The organism is Chlorobaculum sp. MV4-Y (genome assembly GCF_025244685.1).
Classification (GTDB): Bacteria; Bacteroidota; Chlorobiia; order Chlorobiales; family Chlorobiaceae; genus Chlorobaculum.
Window position 1 is genome coordinate 93,199 of sequence record NZ_CP104202.1, and the last position, 18,363, is coordinate 111,561.

General features: G+C 54.8%; 16 protein-coding genes and 3 pseudogenes. 7 read left to right on the top strand and 12 right to left on the bottom strand.

The genetic code is table 11. The features are described 5' to 3' along the window. Positions 1-11: 11 nt before the first annotated feature. Both accB and efp read right to left on the bottom strand, forming a co-directional pair. Positions 12-488 carry an acetyl-CoA carboxylase biotin carboxyl carrier protein gene (gene accB, locus NY406_RS00450; protein WP_260534589.1) on the bottom strand — a complete coding sequence of 159 codons (477 nt, stop codon included), beginning with the start codon at positions 486-488 and terminating at the stop codon, positions 12-14. 51 nt (positions 489-539) lie between these two features. Beyond that, on the bottom strand, positions 540-1,106 hold the full coding sequence (efp, locus tag NY406_RS00455; protein ID WP_260534591.1) for an elongation factor P: 567 nt from the start codon (positions 1,104-1,106) through the stop codon (positions 540-542). Between the two features lie 233 nt (positions 1,107-1,339). On the opposite strand from efp, the gene NY406_RS00460 reads away from it, so the two are divergent. Then, entirely contained in the window at positions 1,340-1,615 is a 276-nt protein-coding gene (locus tag NY406_RS00460) for an HU family DNA-binding protein (protein ID WP_260534593.1), read from the top strand. A gap of 95 nt (positions 1,616-1,710) precedes the next feature. Continuing rightward, positions 1,711-2,715 carry an acetyl-CoA carboxylase carboxyltransferase subunit alpha gene (locus NY406_RS00465; RefSeq protein WP_260534595.1) on the top strand — a complete coding sequence of 335 codons (1,005 nt, stop codon included), beginning with the start codon at positions 1,711-1,713 and terminating at the stop codon, positions 2,713-2,715. Positions 2,716-2,892: 177 nt separating this feature from the next. On the opposite strand, the gene NY406_RS00470 is transcribed toward NY406_RS00465, so the two are convergent. From NY406_RS00470 to NY406_RS00480, 3 genes are all read right to left on the bottom strand, one after another. Then, positions 2,893-3,921: a 2-oxoacid:ferredoxin oxidoreductase subunit beta gene (locus NY406_RS00470; RefSeq protein WP_260534597.1), complete on the bottom strand. Its 1,029-nt coding sequence runs from the start codon at positions 3,919-3,921 to the stop codon at positions 2,893-2,895. 3 nt (positions 3,922-3,924) lie between these two features. Further along, a complete protein-coding gene (locus tag NY406_RS00475; RefSeq protein WP_260534598.1) occupies positions 3,925-5,808 on the bottom strand; it encodes a 2-oxoacid:acceptor oxidoreductase subunit alpha in 1,884 nt (627 codons plus the stop codon). A 212-nt stretch (positions 5,809-6,020) separates the two neighbouring features. Next, positions 6,021-6,284 (bottom strand): hypothetical protein, encoded by a 264-nt coding sequence (locus NY406_RS00480; RefSeq protein WP_260534600.1) that lies wholly within the window; start codon positions 6,282-6,284, stop codon positions 6,021-6,023. A 349-nt stretch (positions 6,285-6,633) separates the two neighbouring features. On the opposite strand from NY406_RS00480, the gene alaS reads away from it, so the two are divergent. The 3 genes and pseudogenes from alaS to NY406_RS00495 all read left to right on the top strand — a co-directional run bounded on the left by alaS (position 6,634) and on the right by NY406_RS00495 (position 10,117). Then, positions 6,634-9,291 carry an alanine--tRNA ligase gene (gene alaS / locus NY406_RS00485; RefSeq protein WP_260534601.1) on the top strand — a complete coding sequence of 886 codons (2,658 nt, stop codon included), beginning with the start codon at positions 6,634-6,636 and terminating at the stop codon, positions 9,289-9,291. A gap of 25 nt (positions 9,292-9,316) precedes the next feature. Further along, a pseudogene (locus NY406_RS00490) lies at positions 9,317-9,809 on the top strand (ferredoxin family protein). 20 nt (positions 9,810-9,829) lie between these two features. Next, positions 9,830-10,117 (top strand): ferredoxin family protein, encoded by a 288-nt coding sequence (locus tag NY406_RS00495; RefSeq protein WP_260534602.1) that lies wholly within the window; start codon positions 9,830-9,832, stop codon positions 10,115-10,117. 84 nt (positions 10,118-10,201) lie between these two features. Here NY406_RS00495 and NY406_RS00500 read toward each other — a convergent pair. The 6 genes and pseudogenes from NY406_RS00500 to NY406_RS11245 all read right to left on the bottom strand — a co-directional run. Beyond that, positions 10,202-10,941, bottom strand: a pseudogene (locus NY406_RS00500) (SDR family oxidoreductase). Further along, on the bottom strand, positions 10,941-12,248 hold the full coding sequence (locus tag NY406_RS00505; RefSeq protein ID WP_260534604.1) for an FAD-dependent oxidoreductase: 1,308 nt from the start codon (positions 12,246-12,248) through the stop codon (positions 10,941-10,943). The pseudogene NY406_RS00500 and the gene NY406_RS00505 overlap by 1 nt, the downstream one beginning before the upstream one ends. Then, positions 12,245-12,649: a GtrA family protein gene (locus NY406_RS00510; protein WP_260534606.1), complete on the bottom strand. Its 405-nt coding sequence runs from the start codon at positions 12,647-12,649 to the stop codon at positions 12,245-12,247. The genes NY406_RS00505 and NY406_RS00510 overlap by 4 nt, the downstream gene beginning before the upstream one ends. A gap of 16 nt (positions 12,650-12,665) precedes the next feature. After that, a complete protein-coding gene (locus tag NY406_RS00515) occupies positions 12,666-14,093 on the bottom strand; it encodes a UbiA family prenyltransferase (RefSeq protein WP_260534608.1) in 1,428 nt (475 codons plus the stop codon). A gap of 148 nt (positions 14,094-14,241) precedes the next feature. Then, positions 14,242-15,018 carry a phosphoserine phosphatase SerB gene (gene serB, locus NY406_RS11240; RefSeq protein WP_411267082.1) on the bottom strand — a complete coding sequence of 259 codons (777 nt, stop codon included), beginning with the start codon at positions 15,016-15,018 and terminating at the stop codon, positions 14,242-14,244. Further along, positions 14,979-15,464 (bottom strand): annotated as a pseudogene (locus tag NY406_RS11245) (ACT domain-containing protein); the annotation flags it as partial. The gene serB and the pseudogene NY406_RS11245, both read right to left, overlap by 40 nt. Before the next feature lie 240 nt (positions 15,465-15,704). On the opposite strand from NY406_RS11245, the gene NY406_RS00525 reads away from it, so the two are divergent. After that, positions 15,705-15,950 carry an addiction module protein gene (locus NY406_RS00525; protein WP_260534610.1) on the top strand — a complete coding sequence of 82 codons (246 nt, stop codon included), beginning with the start codon at positions 15,705-15,707 and terminating at the stop codon, positions 15,948-15,950. Next, positions 15,937-16,248 carry a type II toxin-antitoxin system RelE/ParE family toxin gene (locus tag NY406_RS00530; protein ID WP_260534612.1) on the top strand — a complete coding sequence of 104 codons (312 nt, stop codon included), beginning with the start codon at positions 15,937-15,939 and terminating at the stop codon, positions 16,246-16,248. The genes NY406_RS00525 and NY406_RS00530 overlap by 14 nt, the downstream gene beginning before the upstream one ends. Before the next feature lie 548 nt (positions 16,249-16,796). On the opposite strand, the gene guaA is transcribed toward NY406_RS00530, so the two are convergent. Then, on the bottom strand, positions 16,797-18,347 hold the full coding sequence (gene guaA / locus NY406_RS00535; protein ID WP_260534614.1) for a glutamine-hydrolyzing GMP synthase: 1,551 nt from the start codon (positions 18,345-18,347) through the stop codon (positions 16,797-16,799). Between the last annotated feature and the right edge of the window lie 16 nt (positions 18,348-18,363).

The following is an 18,363-nucleotide window of genomic DNA, read 5'->3' on the forward strand; positions in this document are numbered from 1 at the left end:
GAGTATTGAAGTTATGGCTTGACTCGGAACAGAGCCTGATTGTATTCGACCGGCTGGCCGTTTTCGACGAGAACCTCGACAATGGTTCCTGAAACCTCCGATTCGATCTCGTTCATCAGCTTCATGGCTTCGATAATGCAGAGCACATCACCGGCTTTGACCTTGTCGCCTTCGTTGACAAACGGAAGAGAATCCGGGGATGGTGAGCGGTAGAAGGTGCCCACGATAGGTGAATGGATTTCGATCAGATCACTCGCGGCAGGCTCGGCGGCAGCCGGAGCCGGTTGTTCCTGCACGGCCTGAGGCACTGCGGGCTGAGGAGCCTGAACGGGTTGTTGCGCGATGACAGGCGCGGTCGGCAAAACAGCTGACACTTTCGAGTTGTTTCGTCTCAGCGTGATTTCGGATTGCCCATCCTTGATGATGACCTCATCAAGAGAGGAAATGTTGACGATCTCAATAAGCTGCTGAATTTCCTTGAGGTTCATGATTGTGGTCTTATGATTTTACGCGCAATTCGGTAACAACAGTCAAAATAATCACTTCTTAACTCTGTCCATGTACTCGCCGCTACGGGTGTCGATGCGGATGATGCTGCCGGTCTGGATGAACATTGGCACGTTCACCTCGGCGCCGGTTTCGACGATGGCCGGCTTGGTGCCGCTGGTGGCGCGGTCATCCTTGCTTGCAGGGCTGGTTTCAGTGACTTCGAGTTCGACGAAGGTCGGCAATTCAACTTCGAGGATCGAGCCGTCATCGGCAAAAACGATATCGACCATAACGGAGTCCTTGAGGAAACGAGAGGCCGAACCGATGGCCACTTCTGGCACATTGATCTGATCGAAGGTTTCGGTGTCCATCATGACATAGTCTTCACCATCACGATAGAGGTACTGGTATTTCTTTCTCTCGGTGACGATGACATCGACCTGTTCGGAGGCGCTGAAGCGGTATTCGACGTTGCGGCCTGTCTTGAGGTTTTTCATGCTGGCCTGGTAGAAGGCGCGAAGGTTGCCAGGTGTACGGTGGACAAGGCTTTCGATGCTGTGCGGCACCCCATTCCAACGGATGATGGCACCTCTTGAGACGTTGCTGATTGAAACCATGACTTGACTTGCAGATAGGCGATACAGTACTGAGCCTGAATATCGAGGTTGAAAAGTTAAAGATATGTAATATAACACAGCCAGAACTGAATAACAATGACAAGCCAAGACCCGCTTGGCACAAGGGAGAAAAACAAATTGGATGTTTGTTTGGCAGTCTTTAAATTGAATTATTGTAGTAATTGGAAATAGGTAACCTGATTTTCCTCCAATATTTAAACGGTAAACTACTTATGTCGAAAGCCGAGTTAGTAGAACAGATTGCAGAGCAGACCGGTTTGACCAAGGCTGATTCTGAAAGAGCGGTCAATGCATTCATCAATGTGGTGACCTCAACCCTGAAGAGCGGTGATGATGTGACTCTGGTGGGTTTTGGTACTTTTACCACTGGCGACCGGGCAGAGCGACAGGGCCGCAATCCCCAGACAGGCAAGACCATCACCATTGCCGCCAAGAAGGTTGTCAAGTTCAAACCGGGCAAAGCGCTGAAAGAAGAGGTCGGTTGCTGAGCCATTACCGGAGCTTACAAGCCCATCGAACGATTTTTCAAGGTCCATCATTCGCATGAGCAGTGATGGACTTTTTTTTAAGGAGCAAGCATACTATGGCGGCGAAAGTAGTTCTCGATTTTGAAAAACCCCTTTATGAGCTTGAAGAGAAGCTCAATGAAATGAGGGTTTATCTGAAAAGCGGCGAGGTCGATTCAATGTCGGAAGGCCGCGCAGGCCTGAAGCGCGAGATCGAATCGCTTGAAGCAAAGGTCGAATCGCTTCGCAAAACGATCTACAAGAATCTGACCCGCTGGCAGAGGGTGCAGCTGGCCCGGCATCCGGAACGTCCCTATACGCTTGATTACATCTATATGATGATGAAGGATTTCGTCGAGCTGTCAGGTGATCGTAACTTTGGCGATGACAAGGCGATCATCGGCGGTTTTGCCCGGCTTGAGGACGAATCTGCCGGTTTTTCGCAGAGCGTCATGGTGATTGGTCACCAGAAGGGGCGCGATACCCGGTCGAATCTCTACCGGAATTTTGGCATGGCTCAGCCTGAGGGTTATCGCAAAGCGCTCCGCCTCATGAAGCTCGCGGAAAAATTCCGTAAACCGGTCATTACGCTGATCGATACTCCGGGGGCCTTTCCCGGCATCGAGGCTGAGGAGCGCGGACAGGCCGAGGCCATTGCTCGCAACCTTTATGAAATGGCTGCTCTGAAAGTGCCGGTCATCTGCGTTATTATTGGTGAAGGTGCCAGCGGAGGCGCTATCGGCATTGGTGTTGGCGACCGCATTCTCATGGCTGAAAATGCCTGGTACTCGGTCATCTCGCCCGAAAGCTGCTCCTCGATTCTCTGGCGGAGCTGGAACTACAAGGAGCAGGCGGCCGAAGCGCTCAAGCTCACGGCGGACGATCTGTTGGCCCAAGGCATTATCGACCGGATCGTGACCGAACCGCTCGGTGGAGCGCATCACAATCCCGAAGCAATGGCAGCGGCGCTCAAATCGATTCTGATCGAGGAGTTGCAGGGTTTGCTCACAAAAGATGCTCGTACGCTGGTGGACGAACGAATCGCAAAGTTCTCCTCAATGGGAGTGTGGGAAGAGAGCTGACAGTCTTTCAAAGCGAAACCCAAAAAGCAGTCTCTACTTGTCAGGTCTGCTTTTTTTACGTCATCGTTTTTTCGTCCTGTTCACGCCGTTTACCAAGTCCACATCGTTCATCGAAGTTTTGGCCCCAAAAAACCCCGGCGATGAACCGGGGTTTTCTGCTGGTATGTCGCAGTACGATCAGTTGATCGTCCAGGTGCTGTTGCCGGCGAGCAGCTCTTCGAGCGTGCCTTCGCCTTTTTCCTGCGCCTTGCCGATCTGGGCGTCGAGCGCCTGTTCGTAGGTGAAGCGGTCTTCCACATAGAAGATGCCGAACGGCCTCGGCAGGAACTCCTCAGTGCTGTTCGGGTCGTCGAAGAAGCGCGACAGGATGTTGGCCTTGATGAGGTCGTTTTCGTTGTGAATCCAGAGATCATCTTTCGAAATGCCCGATTTTTCGAGGTCAATCACTGTCGGCTTGAAGCCGTCGAGGCGAATGCCCTTCGAGCCGTTCGCACCGAAGACCAGCGGCTGACCTTGTTCGAGGTAGAGGGTTGTGTCGTCCTTCCGCTCCTTGTCGCTGAACGGACCAAAAGCGCCGTCGTTGAAGATCGGGCAGTTCTGATAAATCTCGACGATCGAGGTGCCTTTGTGGGCGTGGGCGCGCTTGAAAATTTCCTTCATCAGCTTGCCGTCGCGATCCATGACGCGGGCCACGAAGGTGCCGCCCGCACCGAGAGTCAGGGCGATGGTGTTGATCGGATAGTCCACCACGCCGGTCGGAGAGGTGACGGTTTTCAAACCCACTTTCGAGGTCGGCGAGTACTGTCCCTTGGTCAGGCCGTAAATCTCGTTGTTGAACAGCACGACGTTGATGTCGAGGTTCCTTCTGACCGTGTGGATGTAATGGTTGCCGCCGATGGAGAGGGCGTCGCCATCGCCAGTGCCGACCCAGACGCTGAGATCAGGGCGGGCAGCCTTCAGACCGGAAGCCATTGCCATGGCGCGCCCGTGGATGCCATGCACACCGTAGGTGTTGATATAGTACGGCAGCCTTGACGAGCAGCCGATGCCCGAGACCACGACAACCTCTTCGGTTTTCAGGCACAGTTCGGCCATCGCGTTCTTGAGTTGCTGGAGAACCATGAAGTCACCACAGCCGGGGCACCATTTCGGTTCCTGGTTCGACGTGAAATCCTTGGCGGTCAGACAGGTATGTGTATCGGTCATGATTCAGAGCTCCTTTAAGATATCGGTGATTTTTTCTTCGATTTCCATCTCGTTGAACGGCAGGCCCTGAACCTTGCTGAAGCCGACCGGTTCGATGAGGAACTTGTCTCTGATGAGGCTGAGCAGCTGCCCGCAGTTGTTTTCGGGAATCAGCACTTTCTTGAAGTTTCCGAGCATCGTGCCGAGATTTTTCGGGAACGGGTTGATATAGCGGAGATGCGCGTGGGCGACGTCGAGGCCGCATTCGCGAGCCTGCTCGACGGCTTTCTTGATGGCTCCGTAGGTCGAACCCCAGCCGAGGATGAGCAGATCGCCTTTTTCCGGGCCGTTGTCGATGGTGAGATCGGGAATAATATCGGCGACCTTTGCAACCTTTTCAGCACGCAATCTGGTCATGAGTGCATGGTTTTCCGGATCGTGCGAAACGTGGCCGGTTTCATTCTGCTTTTCGAGACCGCCGATGCGGTGTTCAAGGCCGGGTGTGCCGGGGATACCCCATGGCCTGACGCCGCGCTCGTCACGTTTGTACGGCAGATATGCGGGATCGTCGGCTTTCCGTTCCGGTGAGAAGACGGGAGTGATCGATGCGAGCTCGTCCGGTGACGGCACCAGCATCGGCTCGGAGCTGAGTGCGAGGTAGCCGTCGGTGAGGCAAAGGACGGGGGTCATGTACTCGACGGCGATCTTCGCGGCTTCGTAGGCTGCATAGAAGCAGTCAACCGGCGACATGGCCGCGATGACCGGTATCGGAGCTTCGCCGTGGCGTCCGTACATGGCCATGAGCAAGTCCGACTGTTCCGGCTTGGTCGGCAAACCGGTTGACGGGCCGCCGCGCATGACGTTGATGATGACCAGAGGAATTTCGAGAATGACCGCAAGGCCCATGCCTTCGGTTTTGAGCGCAAGGCCAGGGCCGGAGGTGCTGGTGGCGGCAAGCGCGCCGCCATAGGCCGCGCCGATGCTGGTCAGGATGCCGGCAATTTCGTCTTCAGCCTGGAAGGTTTTGACGCCCCACTTCTTCAGTCCGGCAAGGGTCTGGAGAATTTCGGAAGCCGGGGTGATCGGATAGGAGCCGAGAAAAAGTTCCAGTCCAGCCTTTTTGGCGGCAGCGGCAAGACCGATAGCCGAAGCTTCGTTGCCGGTCACGCGGCGATAGACGCCCGGCTTTTTCTGTGCCGGTGCAACGCAGAAGCGGCCATGTTGCGAGAACATTTCGGTTTCGTCACCAAAATTGTAACCCGCCTTAACGGCCTTGATGTTGGCGTCTGCAATGTCTTGCTTGTTTTTGAACTTCGATTTGAGGGTCTCAATCGTGGTTTCGAGCGGCAGGCTGTAGAGCCAGTACAGAACGCCGAGCACGAACATATTTTTGCAACGGTCGATGATTTTGACGCTCAGGCCGGTATCGGCAAGAGCCTTGCGGGTGAGGCTGACCACCGGGATTTTGAAGACGGTATAATCATTCAGCGTGCCGTCTTCAAGCGGATTGTTCGCTTCGCCGTAACCGGAAAGGTTCAGGTTCTTTGCGTCGAAGCCGTCACTGTCAGCAATGATGATGCCGCCATGGTGCAGGTTCTTCAGGTTCGCCTTCAGCGCGGCAGCGTTCATGGCGATCATGACGTCGAACTTTGCGCCTGGAGTATAGACGCCGGTTGTTCCGAACTGCAACTGGAATCCTGAGACGCCTGCGACGGTACCGGCCGGCGGTCTGATTTCCGACGGAAAGTTCGGAAAGGTGTTCAGATCCGAGCCGTAAACGGCCACCGTGTTGGCGAACTGGGTGCCGGTAAGCTGCATGCCGTCACCGGAGTCGCCGGCAAAAAGCACTGACACGCTGGTTTTTGATATTACCATGTCATTTTTGTTTAAGATTGCGGTGTCACTCATGGGTAGCCCCTCTTCCTTTTTTCAGAAAAAAAGTTCTGGACGACAAAAAAACTCCCGCACATGACCTGGTCACTGCAAAGAGATGATGTCGTGGTTGTATGGAGAAATTCTCTTAACGGCGGGTTCGGGCAGACAATACTTAACCCAAGGCAATTTTTAGCCTAAATAAAAATATACGGCACGACGGCTGTCGATGCAAGAGTATGCGAGGGTTATTCTGCTTTTTTCTTCTCGACCACCATGTTGTTTTCTTTCAGCCAGGCCTGCCACTCCTCCTCCTCCCTGACGGGGCACTGATTGCTCAGGTCGCAGATGTCGCAGCGCATCAGGCCGTAAATCTGGTCCATCCAGCAACCATTGGTGCTTTTGGGTACCTCGTTGACATAATTTAGATTGGCCATGGTTTTTCTGACGCCAATATCCATCAGGTCGAGGATGTCTTTCCTCTTTTTCGGATTTTCGATTCCCCAGCTCATAATGCCTCTTGCGCTTTAGGGTTGAAGAGAAGAATAGGTTTTATAAGTCCTACAGGCCCTATAGGACTTATAAAACCCACCACGAAGTTCACCAGCTCTGCTCGTCTTCGATTAACCAACCAATATAGCTTCTTTATTCAATAAGACCAGTTGTCGTGGCCAATATTCTCGGGGTTTCCGGTCGGAGCAGCTCCTCATAAAATCCGTTGGCATCGGGGCTGAAAAACCGTAAATTTCGAGCCGAAAAACGCTGCAGTCAGCTCTTTGGCGTGCACCGCAGCTCAACCCACAAGGGTGTCGCCGGATTTCCGTCACTGATTTCCCCGATGCCCGCAAGCTACAGATACCTATGAATTCACGAGAGATACGGCAGTCGTTCCTCGATTTTTTTGCTAGCAAGGAGCATCGCATCGTGCGTTCCGCGCCGGTCATTCCGGCGGAAGACCCGACCCTGTTGTTTACCAATGCCGGCATGAACCAGTTCAAGGATGTTTTTCTCGGCAAGGGCCAGAGGGAGTACGTCCGCGCCGCCGATACGCAGAAGTGCATCCGCGCTTCGGGCAAGCACAACGATCTCGAAGATGTCGGCCGCGACACCTATCACCACACCTTTTTCGAGATGCTCGGCAACTGGTCATTCGGTGACTACTATAAAAAGGAGGCGATTGGCTGGGCGTGGGAGCTGATGACGGAGGTCTGGAAGTTGCCGAAAGAGCGCCTCTACGCAACGGTCTATCAGGACGACGACGAGAGCCTCGAACTCTGGAAAACAGAGACCGACATCGATCCGTCGCACATCCTGAAGTTTGGCAACAAGGACAACTTTTGGGAGATGGGTGAGACCGGCCCGTGCGGCCCCTGCTCGGAAATCCACATCGACCTCACGCCCGACGGTTCGGGCGGACCGCTCGTCAACGTCGGTGATCACCGCGTTATCGAACTCTGGAACCTCGTTTTCATCCAGTACGACCGTCAGGCCGACGGCACTCTTCAACCGCTGCCGCAGAAGCATGTCGATACCGGCATGGGCTTCGAACGCGTGGCTGCCGTGTTGCAGGGCAAATCCTCGAATTACGATAGTGACGTATTCGCGCCGCTCTTCGAGCGCATCACTGAGCTGACCGGCGCGGTGTACACCGCTTCTCTCGACAGCCCGACCGACATCGCCATGCGCGTGATCGCCGATCACTGCCGCACCCTCACCTTCGCGCTCTCCGATGGCGCGATGCCCGGCAACGAGGGACGTGGCTACGTGCTGCGCCGCATTCTGCGCCGCGCGGTGCGCTACGCGGGCACGCTCGGCTGCCACGAGCCGATCATGTATAAAATGGTCGAGGTGCTGGTGCGCACAATGGGTGACGTTTTTCCCGAACTCGAAAAGCAGCAGGCGACGGTCGAAAAGATCATCCGCGCCGAAGAGGAGAGCTTCTTGGTCACCCTCGGGCGCGGCACTGAAATTTTCAACGCGGTAGTCACCGGGATGAAAACTGCCGGAAGCGCCACCATCTCTGGCGCGGACGCCTTCAAGCTCTACGACACCTTCGGCTTTCCGCTCGACCTGACGCGCCTGATGGCCGCCGAAGTGGGCCTCGGCATCGACGAGGAGGGCTTCGAGCACTGCATGACGGAGCAGAAGACCCGCGCCCGCATGGATCGGAAGGACAAGATGCAGGTGCCGGACGACGGCGGTGAGTGGCAGCGTTTCGCGGAGGTGCAGCCGACCGTGTTTGTCGGGTACGAGACGCTCGAAATTGAGGCGAGGCTCGCGGCGGCAAGAGGCAGCGGCGACAGGTTGCTCGTGGTGCTCGACCGCACACCTTTCTACGCCGAAAGCGGCGGCCAGGTGGGCGACCACGGTACGCTCGAAACCGCCGGATACCGTCTTGATGTCACCGACACGCGCAAGGATGGCGAGCAGATCGTCCATGTCGTCACCTCGGCGCATGACAAGGTGCGCGATTGCGCCATAACACCCGCCGACGTGAGCTTCGATGGCGTGGTTTCCGTCGAGGCCGCCGTTGACCGCGACCGCCGCGTCGCCACCGAGCGCAACCACACCGCGACGCACCTGCTTCACGCCGCCCTGCGCAGGGTGCTCGGCGAGCACGTACAGCAGAAAGGATCGCTGGTTACGCCCGAGCGCCTGCGCTTTGACTTCAGCCACTTCTCGAAGGTCAGCGCTGACGAACTGGAGCAGGTCGAGCACGAGGTCAACACTGAGATCCGCAAGGCGGTAGCCGTCACCAAGCACGCCGACGTGCCCTACGAAGAGGCGCTCGCTCTCGGTGCGCTCGCCTTCTTTGGCGACAAGTATGCCGACCGCGTGCGCGTGGTCGATGTGCCGGGCATCTCCATCGAGCTCTGCGGCGGCACCCACGTCGGCAACATCGGCCAGATCGGCATGGTCAAGATCGTCAGCGAATCGTCAGTCGCCGCCGGTATCCGCCGCATCGAGGCGGTCACGGGCGCGTCAGCCGAAGCGCTGCTCTGGCAGGAGTACCGCAACCTTCAGGAGATCAAGCATTTGCTGAAGCTCAAGGCGGACGAAGAGGCTGGCCCGAAAATCAAGGAGTTGCTCGAAGAGAAAAAGTCGCTCGACAAGCAGCTTCAGGAGAGCCGCCTCGCCGGATTGCTCGACCGTTTGGCCGCGTCGCTGGCGGGAGGCGAGGAGATCGCCGGATGCCGAGTCATGACCGAGAGGCTCGACGGCGTCGGCGGTGACGAGCTTCGCCAGGCCGCAGTGGCGCTTCGCGAGCGCGTGCCCTGCGCGGTCGGCCTGCTGTGCAGCGTTGCGGATGGCAAGGTGTCGCTGGTCACGTTCGCGTCGGACGAAGCGGTCAGATCGCTGAAACTCGATGCGGGCAAGCTGGTGCGCGAAGCTGCGGCGTGCGTCAAGGGCGGCGGCGGCGGAAAGCCCGAACTGGCGACTGCGGGAGGCAAGGAGCCTCTGGGAATCGACAAGGCCATCGAGGCTTTCGTCGCGTCGGTCAAGGCCGCGTTACAGTGATGAACGGTTTGAAAATGAATGAGTTATGTTGATTCTTGATTGTTTTTCGGACGATGTGAAAAGCCCTCATGCGATGGCTGTCGCTTGGTGCCCATCCGCAATTTGCGGCGTGCGCTCAAGTCGCGCTCGATGAATAAAAACGAGGAGTCGTGCGTTGATCCGGACGAGTCGTGGAAAAAAGCGGTTGAGACGACGCTTGCCGGAAAGTCGCCGGCAGGGAACAAGGCATCGGCGAAACGCAAAAAGCGCCTGCTCGTGCCGCGCGAAGAGATTCCGTGGTATCCGATCATCAAGCCAGAGCTTTGCAATGGCTGCGGTGACTGCAAGGTGCTTTGCAAGCCCGGCGTCTTCGAGCTTGGTGAGCCCGATCCGACTGGCATCCACCGCCCGAAACTCATCGTTGCTCACCCCATGAACTGCCTCGTTCTCTGCGACCGCTGCGTACCCATCTGCACCTCCGGCGCAATCGTTCTGCCAAAAAGGAAGATTTCGAGAAGTACGTGGAGTATCTTGATTAATTGATAATGGGAGTGTGGGGATGAAGAAAAGACTGCTTGTGCCGAGGGAGGAGATTGCATGGTATCCCACCATCGATGAGGATCTTTGCAATGGCTGTGAAGCCTGTGCTGAGTTCTGTCGCCCCGGCGTGTTTGCGCCCGGCGTTCCTGAGCCGGACGCAGCAGTGGTGAAACGCCCGAAAATGCAGGTGGCCAACCCCTACAACTGCCTCGTCCTCTGCACTCGCTGCGAGCCCGTCTGCCCTTCCGGCGCGATCACGCTGCCCGATCCGCACGAGTTCGAGTGTTTCGTGGAGTATGTTGAGTAGTCAGCGGGAAGACACTGGTTTGACAGGAGTTGCAACCAGATTCTCGGCAATTTTCTGATATGTTCTGGAATATGGTCTTGAGGATTATAACGAAGACTTTTTGAATATGGTATTCGGGATATGAATGATGGCCGTCATGATATATTTCCAGAACCACGGGGTATAAAGAACGTCCTTTTCTTTTCAATTGCATTGATAATATCGCTGGCGATCTGATCTGGCTTTGCTAAAAGAATGTCCGGTGCGGAAATGCCTTCTGTCATAGGTGTTTCGACCATGCCGGGCTTAATGGTCAGCACGTGAACACCGCTTTTGTGAAGGCGGGCACGAAGTCCCTCGCAGAAGGTCGTGACGGCGGCCTTCGCTGTTCCATAGACATAGTTGGATGGCCGTCCCCGATCACCCGCAACAGAACTGATCACGGCGATTGTGCCATGGTGCTGTTGTTCCATGATGTTTGCTATGTAGGTAAGTAACGATATCGTGCTCAGTGCATTGGTCTGAAGTTCTTTCAGCGCCAGCTCAGGGTCGGTTTCACACTTTTTTTGATTGCCAAGAGTGCCGTGGGCAATAAGAACTGTGTCGAAAGAACCTATCGTAGCCTTTGCTTTTTCGAGTACAGTCCGGTGGTTCGCTGTGTCGTTCGCATCAAACAGGGCGGTTTCAACAGCAGATGCGCCTCTGACAAGCAGATCTGAAGCGATGGTCTTCAGGCGCTCTTCATTGCGGGCGAGCAGATAAAACCGATGGCCGTTTGCTGCAAATTGTTGCGCCGTCGCTTCAGCGATAGCGGATGTTGCGCCGATGATAAGGATATTCTGCATCAGTCAAGTCCCAGGCGTTGTGATTGCATTGAGAGGAATGTATGTCGGGCACCATATTGCTGCCTGATATTCTGAAACTCTTCCCATTTCGGGTAGCATTTTCTGAAGGTTTCAGTGTTCATCCTTGCGTCTTTTGTCAGATAGAGCCTGCCCCCATGATCGAGTACCATGGCATCAAGCCGGTCAAGAAGCGGAAACAGATTCGGTTCGATTTTAAAGTCGAGAGCGAGGGTATAACCTTCCATCGGAAAGCTCAGCAGGTTACGGTTCTCTTTGCCGAATGCTTTGAGCACGGCAAGAAATGAACCTTTTTTCGAGTTGACAATGGTACGAAGAATCAAGTCCATGGCTTGTAGGCCGGCCTCTTTCGGAATAACGAACTGATATTGGGTAAAGCCGTTTTTGCCATACATCCGGTTCCAGTGACCAATTCCGTCAAGCGGATAGAAAAACGGATCGTAATGAACCGTTGCATGCGTTTCCCGTTGCCTTACTTTGTGATAGTACAGTGTATTGAATGCTTTTATGGAGTATGGGTTCAGGATGAACGACGGCAGATCGAGAGGCACCGAAAGCCCAGGATTATGATGAGCGGCAAGTGCTCCATGTTCTGCGTGCTTGCCGGTCATGAGCAGTGATCGGCCAAGCTTTTCGCCGCTGGAGATGCAATCGATCCAGGCTACGGAATAGGGCTGTTCAGCCTGTTTTTCAAAGAGTTCAAAGCTTTCTCTGAGGTTGGCTGATTTGAAGGTGACCTGGTCGATGTAAGCGCTTTTTATCGGTGTGAGGCGAATCGCTGCTGAAAGGATGATTCCGGTAAGTCCCATACCGCCACAGGTCGCATGGAAGAGTTGCACCTGCTCATGAGGAGAGCAGCGGATAATCTCCCCTGAGCCGGTCAGGAGATCAAGAAAATCAACGTGATCACAGAAACAGCCGTCGATGTGGTGATTTTTTCCGTGGATGTCACTGGCGATAGCCCCGCCGACAGTCACCTGTTTTGTGCCGGGTGTTACCGGTAAAAACCAGCCACGCGGTACGAAAACTTCCAGAATCTCGGCAAGGCTGACGCCTGACTGGCAATGAAGCAGACCCGACTGCGGCTCAAAAGAGAGCATATGGTTCAGACGGAGCGTTTTTACCATCCGCTTGCCAAGTGAGCTGTCGCCATAGCTCCGGCCAAGCCCTCTCGGAGTAACGCAATCATAACTCTCGGTTCCGATGAGGTCTTGTAGTGCTTTTTCGGTAGAAGGTGTCAGTGCCTGTGCTTCAATTTCAGGGTATTTTCCCCATCCGGACATTTTCATGCAGCGATCTCCTGTTTAAAAACAAATCGCTTGTCGAGCTGGTATTTTGATACGTATCCGATTGCCAGGCCGATAACAGCACCAAGATATCTTGATTCTCTCGTATGGTAAAGATGGTTGAACCCAAACTCAAAGCTCCAGAAGATCAGTGTGGTAACCCCTCCCATCATGCTATAAAGCAGGAATGTCTGGGTGTCATGAATCGGGTTTTCAGCTTTAAACAGAAAGATATAGCGCTTGTCAAGCATGTATTTGAGCAATAGACCTGCAATAGTGCCGAGACCAACTGAAATGGCTATGGCATACGGGCCGGAATAGTATCGGATAGCTATATCCTGAACCTCTATATTCGCGGCGGTCGCCAATATTGCAAAAAGAGTGTATAACGCAGAGATTTTCATTGCGCATCAAAATATCTTAAACAAGAATGGCCAGGAAAAATACAAACGCGAAAAGGGCGGCGGTTACCAGGCTTGTGCGATCTTTGATGGCAAACAGGACAGGGTCATCGTGCATCTGGCCACGGTGAGTGAGCATCCACATACGGCTGATCCAGAAAAGCAGGATAGGGCAGGCAAGCCAGATCAGCTCATGAGTTTTGTACATCGCAATGGTTCTTGCATCCTGGATGTACAGCGCAAGCACCAGTATTGACAGGTATCCTGAGGCCGTGCCGAGACTGGCGATGATTTGAATATCACTCGGGTAGTAGCCACGACCGCTGATTTTTGCCGTATCACCTTTTGCCTGCAGGTCCAGTAATTCAGCATAACGTTTGAGCATGGCAAGGCTAAGGAAAAAGAAGACGGAGAATGCGAGTATCCAGAATGTCGGTACAATAGAACAGGCGAATGCGCCGGCAAGAATCCGCACGGTATAGAGGCCTGCCAGCATGATGGTGTCAACCAGAGGGATCTTTTTCAGGTACTGGGAATAGAAAACAGACAGCAGATAGTAGGTGACGAGTGAAATCGTGAATGCCGTGGATAACAGCATCAGCGACGCGGATAATGAAACCAGGAAAAGCAGCGGAGCTGCAATCAGTCCGGTCAGAATTGGCAGTTCGCCCGAGGCGAGCGGCCGGTTGCGTTTTCTGGGATGGTGCCGGTCACATTCCAGATCGAGCAGGTCATTGATCAGGTAGCCGCTCGATGCGGTCATGGAAAAAAGGACGAACGCCAGCAACGCATCGGCGATAAGGGTGATATTGCTGAGCTGATGCGAAGCGATGAGCGGAATGAAGAGCAGAAGATTTTTCAGCCACTGGTGTGGGCGCAAGGCTCGGAAAAAGGTTTGCAGGGCGTTTTGCCTTGTTTGGAAGACACGGGCAACACTCCCTTGCAGGTCCATCTTTTTTTTGACTCCGGGTTCAGGATCGGCAAGGTAGGTCTTGTCAGCCGCATTCCAGACGACCACATCGTCATGGGAATTTCCAATGTAGTCAAATCCCTTTTCCCCGAACTGATCGATCAGGCAGTCTCTTTTTGACCGCGACGACAAATTGATGCCGTTTTCAGTGGCAATGACAAGATCGAACAATCCTAAATGTTCGGCGATCTTCTCGGCAAAAGTCCTGTGCGTGGCGGTGGCAAGGACGATCTGGCGCTGTTCCCGCTTTGCCTGTTTGATGAAATCGATAACCTCTGTGTTATAGGGTAGCGCCTCAACCGACAGGTCAACCCTTTCGGCAAGCCGGGTTTTCAGGATCGCTTTTCCTTCCAGCAGCCAGAACGGGATGTGAAACACGGGTCTGATGCCCTTTTTCGAATAGGCGAGCACGGACTCGATGAGCATGTCCGAACGTAACAGGGTTCCGTCAAGATCCACAACCAGCGGTTTGTTCATGGGAGCAAAACTCTGTTATAGATTGAGGATAGAGAGCCGATAAGCTGCTTTCATGAACAATATATCATAAAAGAACTGTTCTTCGGGAACATGAGGGGGTACTGACGGCAGGCCTCGGGATTTCGGCACGCCGGGAACGATGGATTCTCTACACCTCCAGCGAATCCCGATCCCTGAACCCCATTAAATAAAGAATCGCGTCGAGACCCAGCGTCGAGATCGACTGCCGCGCGGTTTCGCGCACGATGGGCTTGGCGCGGAAGGCGATGCCGAGGCCCGCTTTGCCGAGCATGGGGAGGTCGTTGGCGCCGTCGCCGACCGCCACGGTCTGTTCGAGGCGGATGTGCTCCGTGGCGGCGATCTGTTCGAGCAGCGCCGCTTTGCGCTTGCCGTCCACCACCTGGCCGATGACGTTGCCGGTCATTTTGCCGTCCACGATCTCCAGCTCGTTGGCGAAGACGTAGTCGATGTTGAGCTTTTTCTGCAAATAGCGCCCGAAGTAGGTGAAGCCGCCGGAGAGGATGGCGGTTTTGAAGCCGAGTCGGTGCAGGTTGTGGAAGAGGTGCTCCGCGCCTTCGGTCAGTTGCAGGCGCTCGGCCACCTTCTGCAACGTCGATTCCTCAAGACCCGCCAGCGTGCCGACGCGTTTTTCAGACTTTCGGTGAAATCGAGTTCGCCGCGCATCGCCTGCTCGGTGATTGCCGAGACCAGCTCGCCCGATCCGGCCTCTTTGGCCAGTTCGTCGATCACCTCTGACGTAATCAAGGTCGAGTCCATGTCGAACACCACGAGCCGCCGCGTCCGCCGGAAGATGTTGTCCTCCTGGAAAGCGATGTCGATGCCGAGGCTGTTGGTGATTGCCAGCATTTCGGCCCTGAACTGCTCTTCGTTTGCGGGCGCGCCCCGCAGCGAAAACTCGATGCAAGCCTTCGTGTTGCCCGAATCGCGCTCCTCTTTGAGCGGCAGGCGGCCCGAGAGGCGGCTGATGGTGTCGATGTTGAAGCCGTGGCTGGCGACCAGCGTGGTGACCCGTTCGAGATGCTCCGATGTAATTTTCCTGCCGAGCAGCGAGAGCAGGTAGCGCGGCTTGCCCTGTTCGCCGACCCATTTGTGGTAGTCGCGCGTCGTGATGGGCGAAAAATCGATTTCGAGCTTGAGCGTGTGCGCCGTGAAGAGCAGGTCTTTCAGGATCGGCGCGGAGACTGACTCTTTCGGCACTTCGATGAGCATTCCGAGCGAGAGGTGGTTGTGAATGACCGACTGGCCGATGTCGAGTACCGGCACGTCGTAGCGAGCAAGCACTTCGGTGATCTTGGAGGTCAGGCCCGGCTTGTCCGGCCCGGAAATATTGATGAGCAGCAGTTCGCGCATGGTGCTGGAAATCTCGGTTAGCCCCTCGTTGAGCGGAGGGAGAGCGGCAAGGCATTGTCTTGTAATGGCTTATGGCGTCGCCCGGTTTGCGGGAGAAGCACGGGGAAAGATAGCGTTGTTTTGCGAACCTGCAAAAAGAGGGGGAGAGGGCGGGGCTGGGTTTTTGACGAAGTGCGAACGTTGTTTACATTTTTAAAATGAATCAGATTTCTGATGAAATGAGCAAAGTGAAGGAGTCGAATGATGATTAAAACCGAGGCGGACAGGATACTGAGCAATGCGCTCAGGCAAACAGATACCGAACGGGCGCGGATAGCGGAGGCTTTGATCGCCAGTCTCGATGCGCCAGTGGATGAGAACGTAGATCGAGCCTGGCAGATCGAGATTGAGAGGCGAATTCACGATCTCGACTCGGGTGTTGCGAGAAGCATTCCGTGGGAAGAGGTTCGGGACAGACTTTACCGAAACGCTAATGTACAGCGTTGAAGTCCATCACGAGGGTTATGCTGAACTGGAGTACTTCCGCTTATGGTACGAAGAGCGAGCAGTAAATCTCGGGACAGAATTCATCATCGACGTTGATCGGGCCATTGAGAAAGTACGGGAATCTCCTTCGGCTTGGCCTTTTCTCTACGAAGACCGCAGCATCAGACGCTACCTTGTTTACCGCTTTCCGTATGGCGTGATTTATCGTGTCAAAGATCGGCTTATTCAGATCATTGCCGTGATGCATCTGCGCCGCCATCCTGATTACTGGCGAGGGAGAGTGCTGAAAGGGGAATGAGATTGACAAATGACACTAATAGAACCTGCCGCTAAAAGAAAGCTTGAGTAAACACTTAGATATTATACGCATGAGCCGCTTGGAAAACAGAAAACGCAGCGACTTCAATTATTGGCTTGTTAGTGCAGGACTCATGGCAGTCGCGTTGTTTGTTTCCCAACCATTCAATGTTCTCATTTTTCTTGCGGCTATATTTGCAATATGCTGGGAAATATCCGATCGCCTTCGTGAGCAGTACTACATACACGAATCAGTGAATGAAAATTTGGAGAGACTTGTGGAGTTGCTTGAAAGAACAGAGCGAAATACAGAGGAAGTCTCAGGATACCTGTATCAGAAAACTCCTCAGTACCAAGAATATTTAGCGGAACTAGAACGGTAGCCGGTAGCGCCTATAACAACTTTACCCAACGGTTAACCTAATGCCCAATAAAGCGTTGCAGAGTTTAGTTTTAACTTGGCTATCGTCCTCCAATTCGTTTTCTTTCCAACCAAAAACCCCGCCGAAATCGACGGGGTTTTTTCATATCTAACAATCTTTTTCCTTCTCACTCCCACTCAATCGTCGCCGGGGGCTTGGACGAAATATCGTACGCCACGCGGTTGATGCCTCTTACTTCGTTGATGATGCGATTCGAGACTTTGGCGAGGAAGTCGTGCGGCAAGTGCGCCCAGTCGGCGGTCATGCCGTCGGTGGATTCTACGGCTCGCAATGCCAGCACGTTTTCGTAGGTGCGTTTGTCGCCCATCACGCCCACCGACTGCACCGGCAGGAGCACCGAGAAGGCTTGCCACACTTTTGAGTAGAGGCCGCTCTCCTTCAGTTCGTCGATGAAAATCTGGTCGGCGTCGCGCAGTATGTCGAGGCGTTCCCTGGTCAACGAGCCGAGCACGCGCACGGCGAGGCCGGGGCCGGGGAAGGGGTGGCGCATCAGAATGTCCTCGGCGATGCCAAGCTCGCGTCCGACGGCGCGGACTTCGTCCTTGAACAGCTCGCGCAGCGGCTCGATCAGCTTGAGCTTCATGCGCTTCGGCAGGCCGCCGACGTTGTGGTGCGACTTGATCGTTTCCGATGGCCCCTTGACGCTGACGCTCTCGATGACGTCCGGATAGAGCGTGCCCTGCACGAGGAACTTCTCGTCATGGATATTCTCTTCGAACACCTGGATGAAGGTGCGCCCGATGATCTTGCGCTTCTTCTCCGGCGAGGCTACGCCCTTGAGTCGTCCAAGGAAAAGATCGGAGGCGTCGGCGAGCGAGATGTTCAGACCGAGCGGCTTGAGGAACTCCATCACCTTGACGGCTTCTTCCTTGCGGAGCAGGCCGTTGTCAACGAAAACGCAGTGCAGCTTTTCGCCAATCGCTTTGCTGACCAGCACGGCGGCCACGGTTGAATCGACGCCGCCGCTGATGCCGCACACCACGGTCGAGTTGCCCGCCACTTTGCGAATCTCCTCGATCTGGTGCTGGATGAAGCTTTTCGGCGACCAGTCCGGCATGATGCCCGCGATGTCGATCAAAAAGTTCGAGAGGAGCTGCTTGCCGTAGAGCGAGTGCTGCACCTCGGGGTGGAACTGCAAGCCATAGACTTTCAGCGCGGCCTTCTGGCCGAAGCTCTCGATGGCGCACATTTCGGCGTTGGCCGTGCTGGCCGTGATGCGGAAGCCGTCGGGCAGTTTCGTTACCTTGTCGCCGTGGCTCATCCAGACATCCGAATCGGGAATGTCGCGGAACAGCAAACTTTCTCTCTCGTCATGACTTACCAGCATTTTGGCGCGTCCGAACTCCTGCTTCGGCGAACTCTCGACGTTGCCGCCGAAGTGCTTGGCAATAGCCTGCAGGCCGTAGCAGATGCCGAGCACCGGCACGCCGAGGCTGAACACCTCCGGGTCGGGCATGAACGCCTTTTCGTCGTACACGCTGTTCGGACCGCCGGAGAGGATGATCGCTTTCGGCTGATGCTCCCTGATAAGGTCGGCCTTCGTGTGGTAGGGAAAGATTTCGGAGTAGATGCCGATCTCGCGGATGCGCCGCGCGATGAGCTGGGTGTACTGCGATCCGAAGTCGAGCACGATGACCGATTGAAGGGATGTTGCCATGGTTAATCTTGAAACC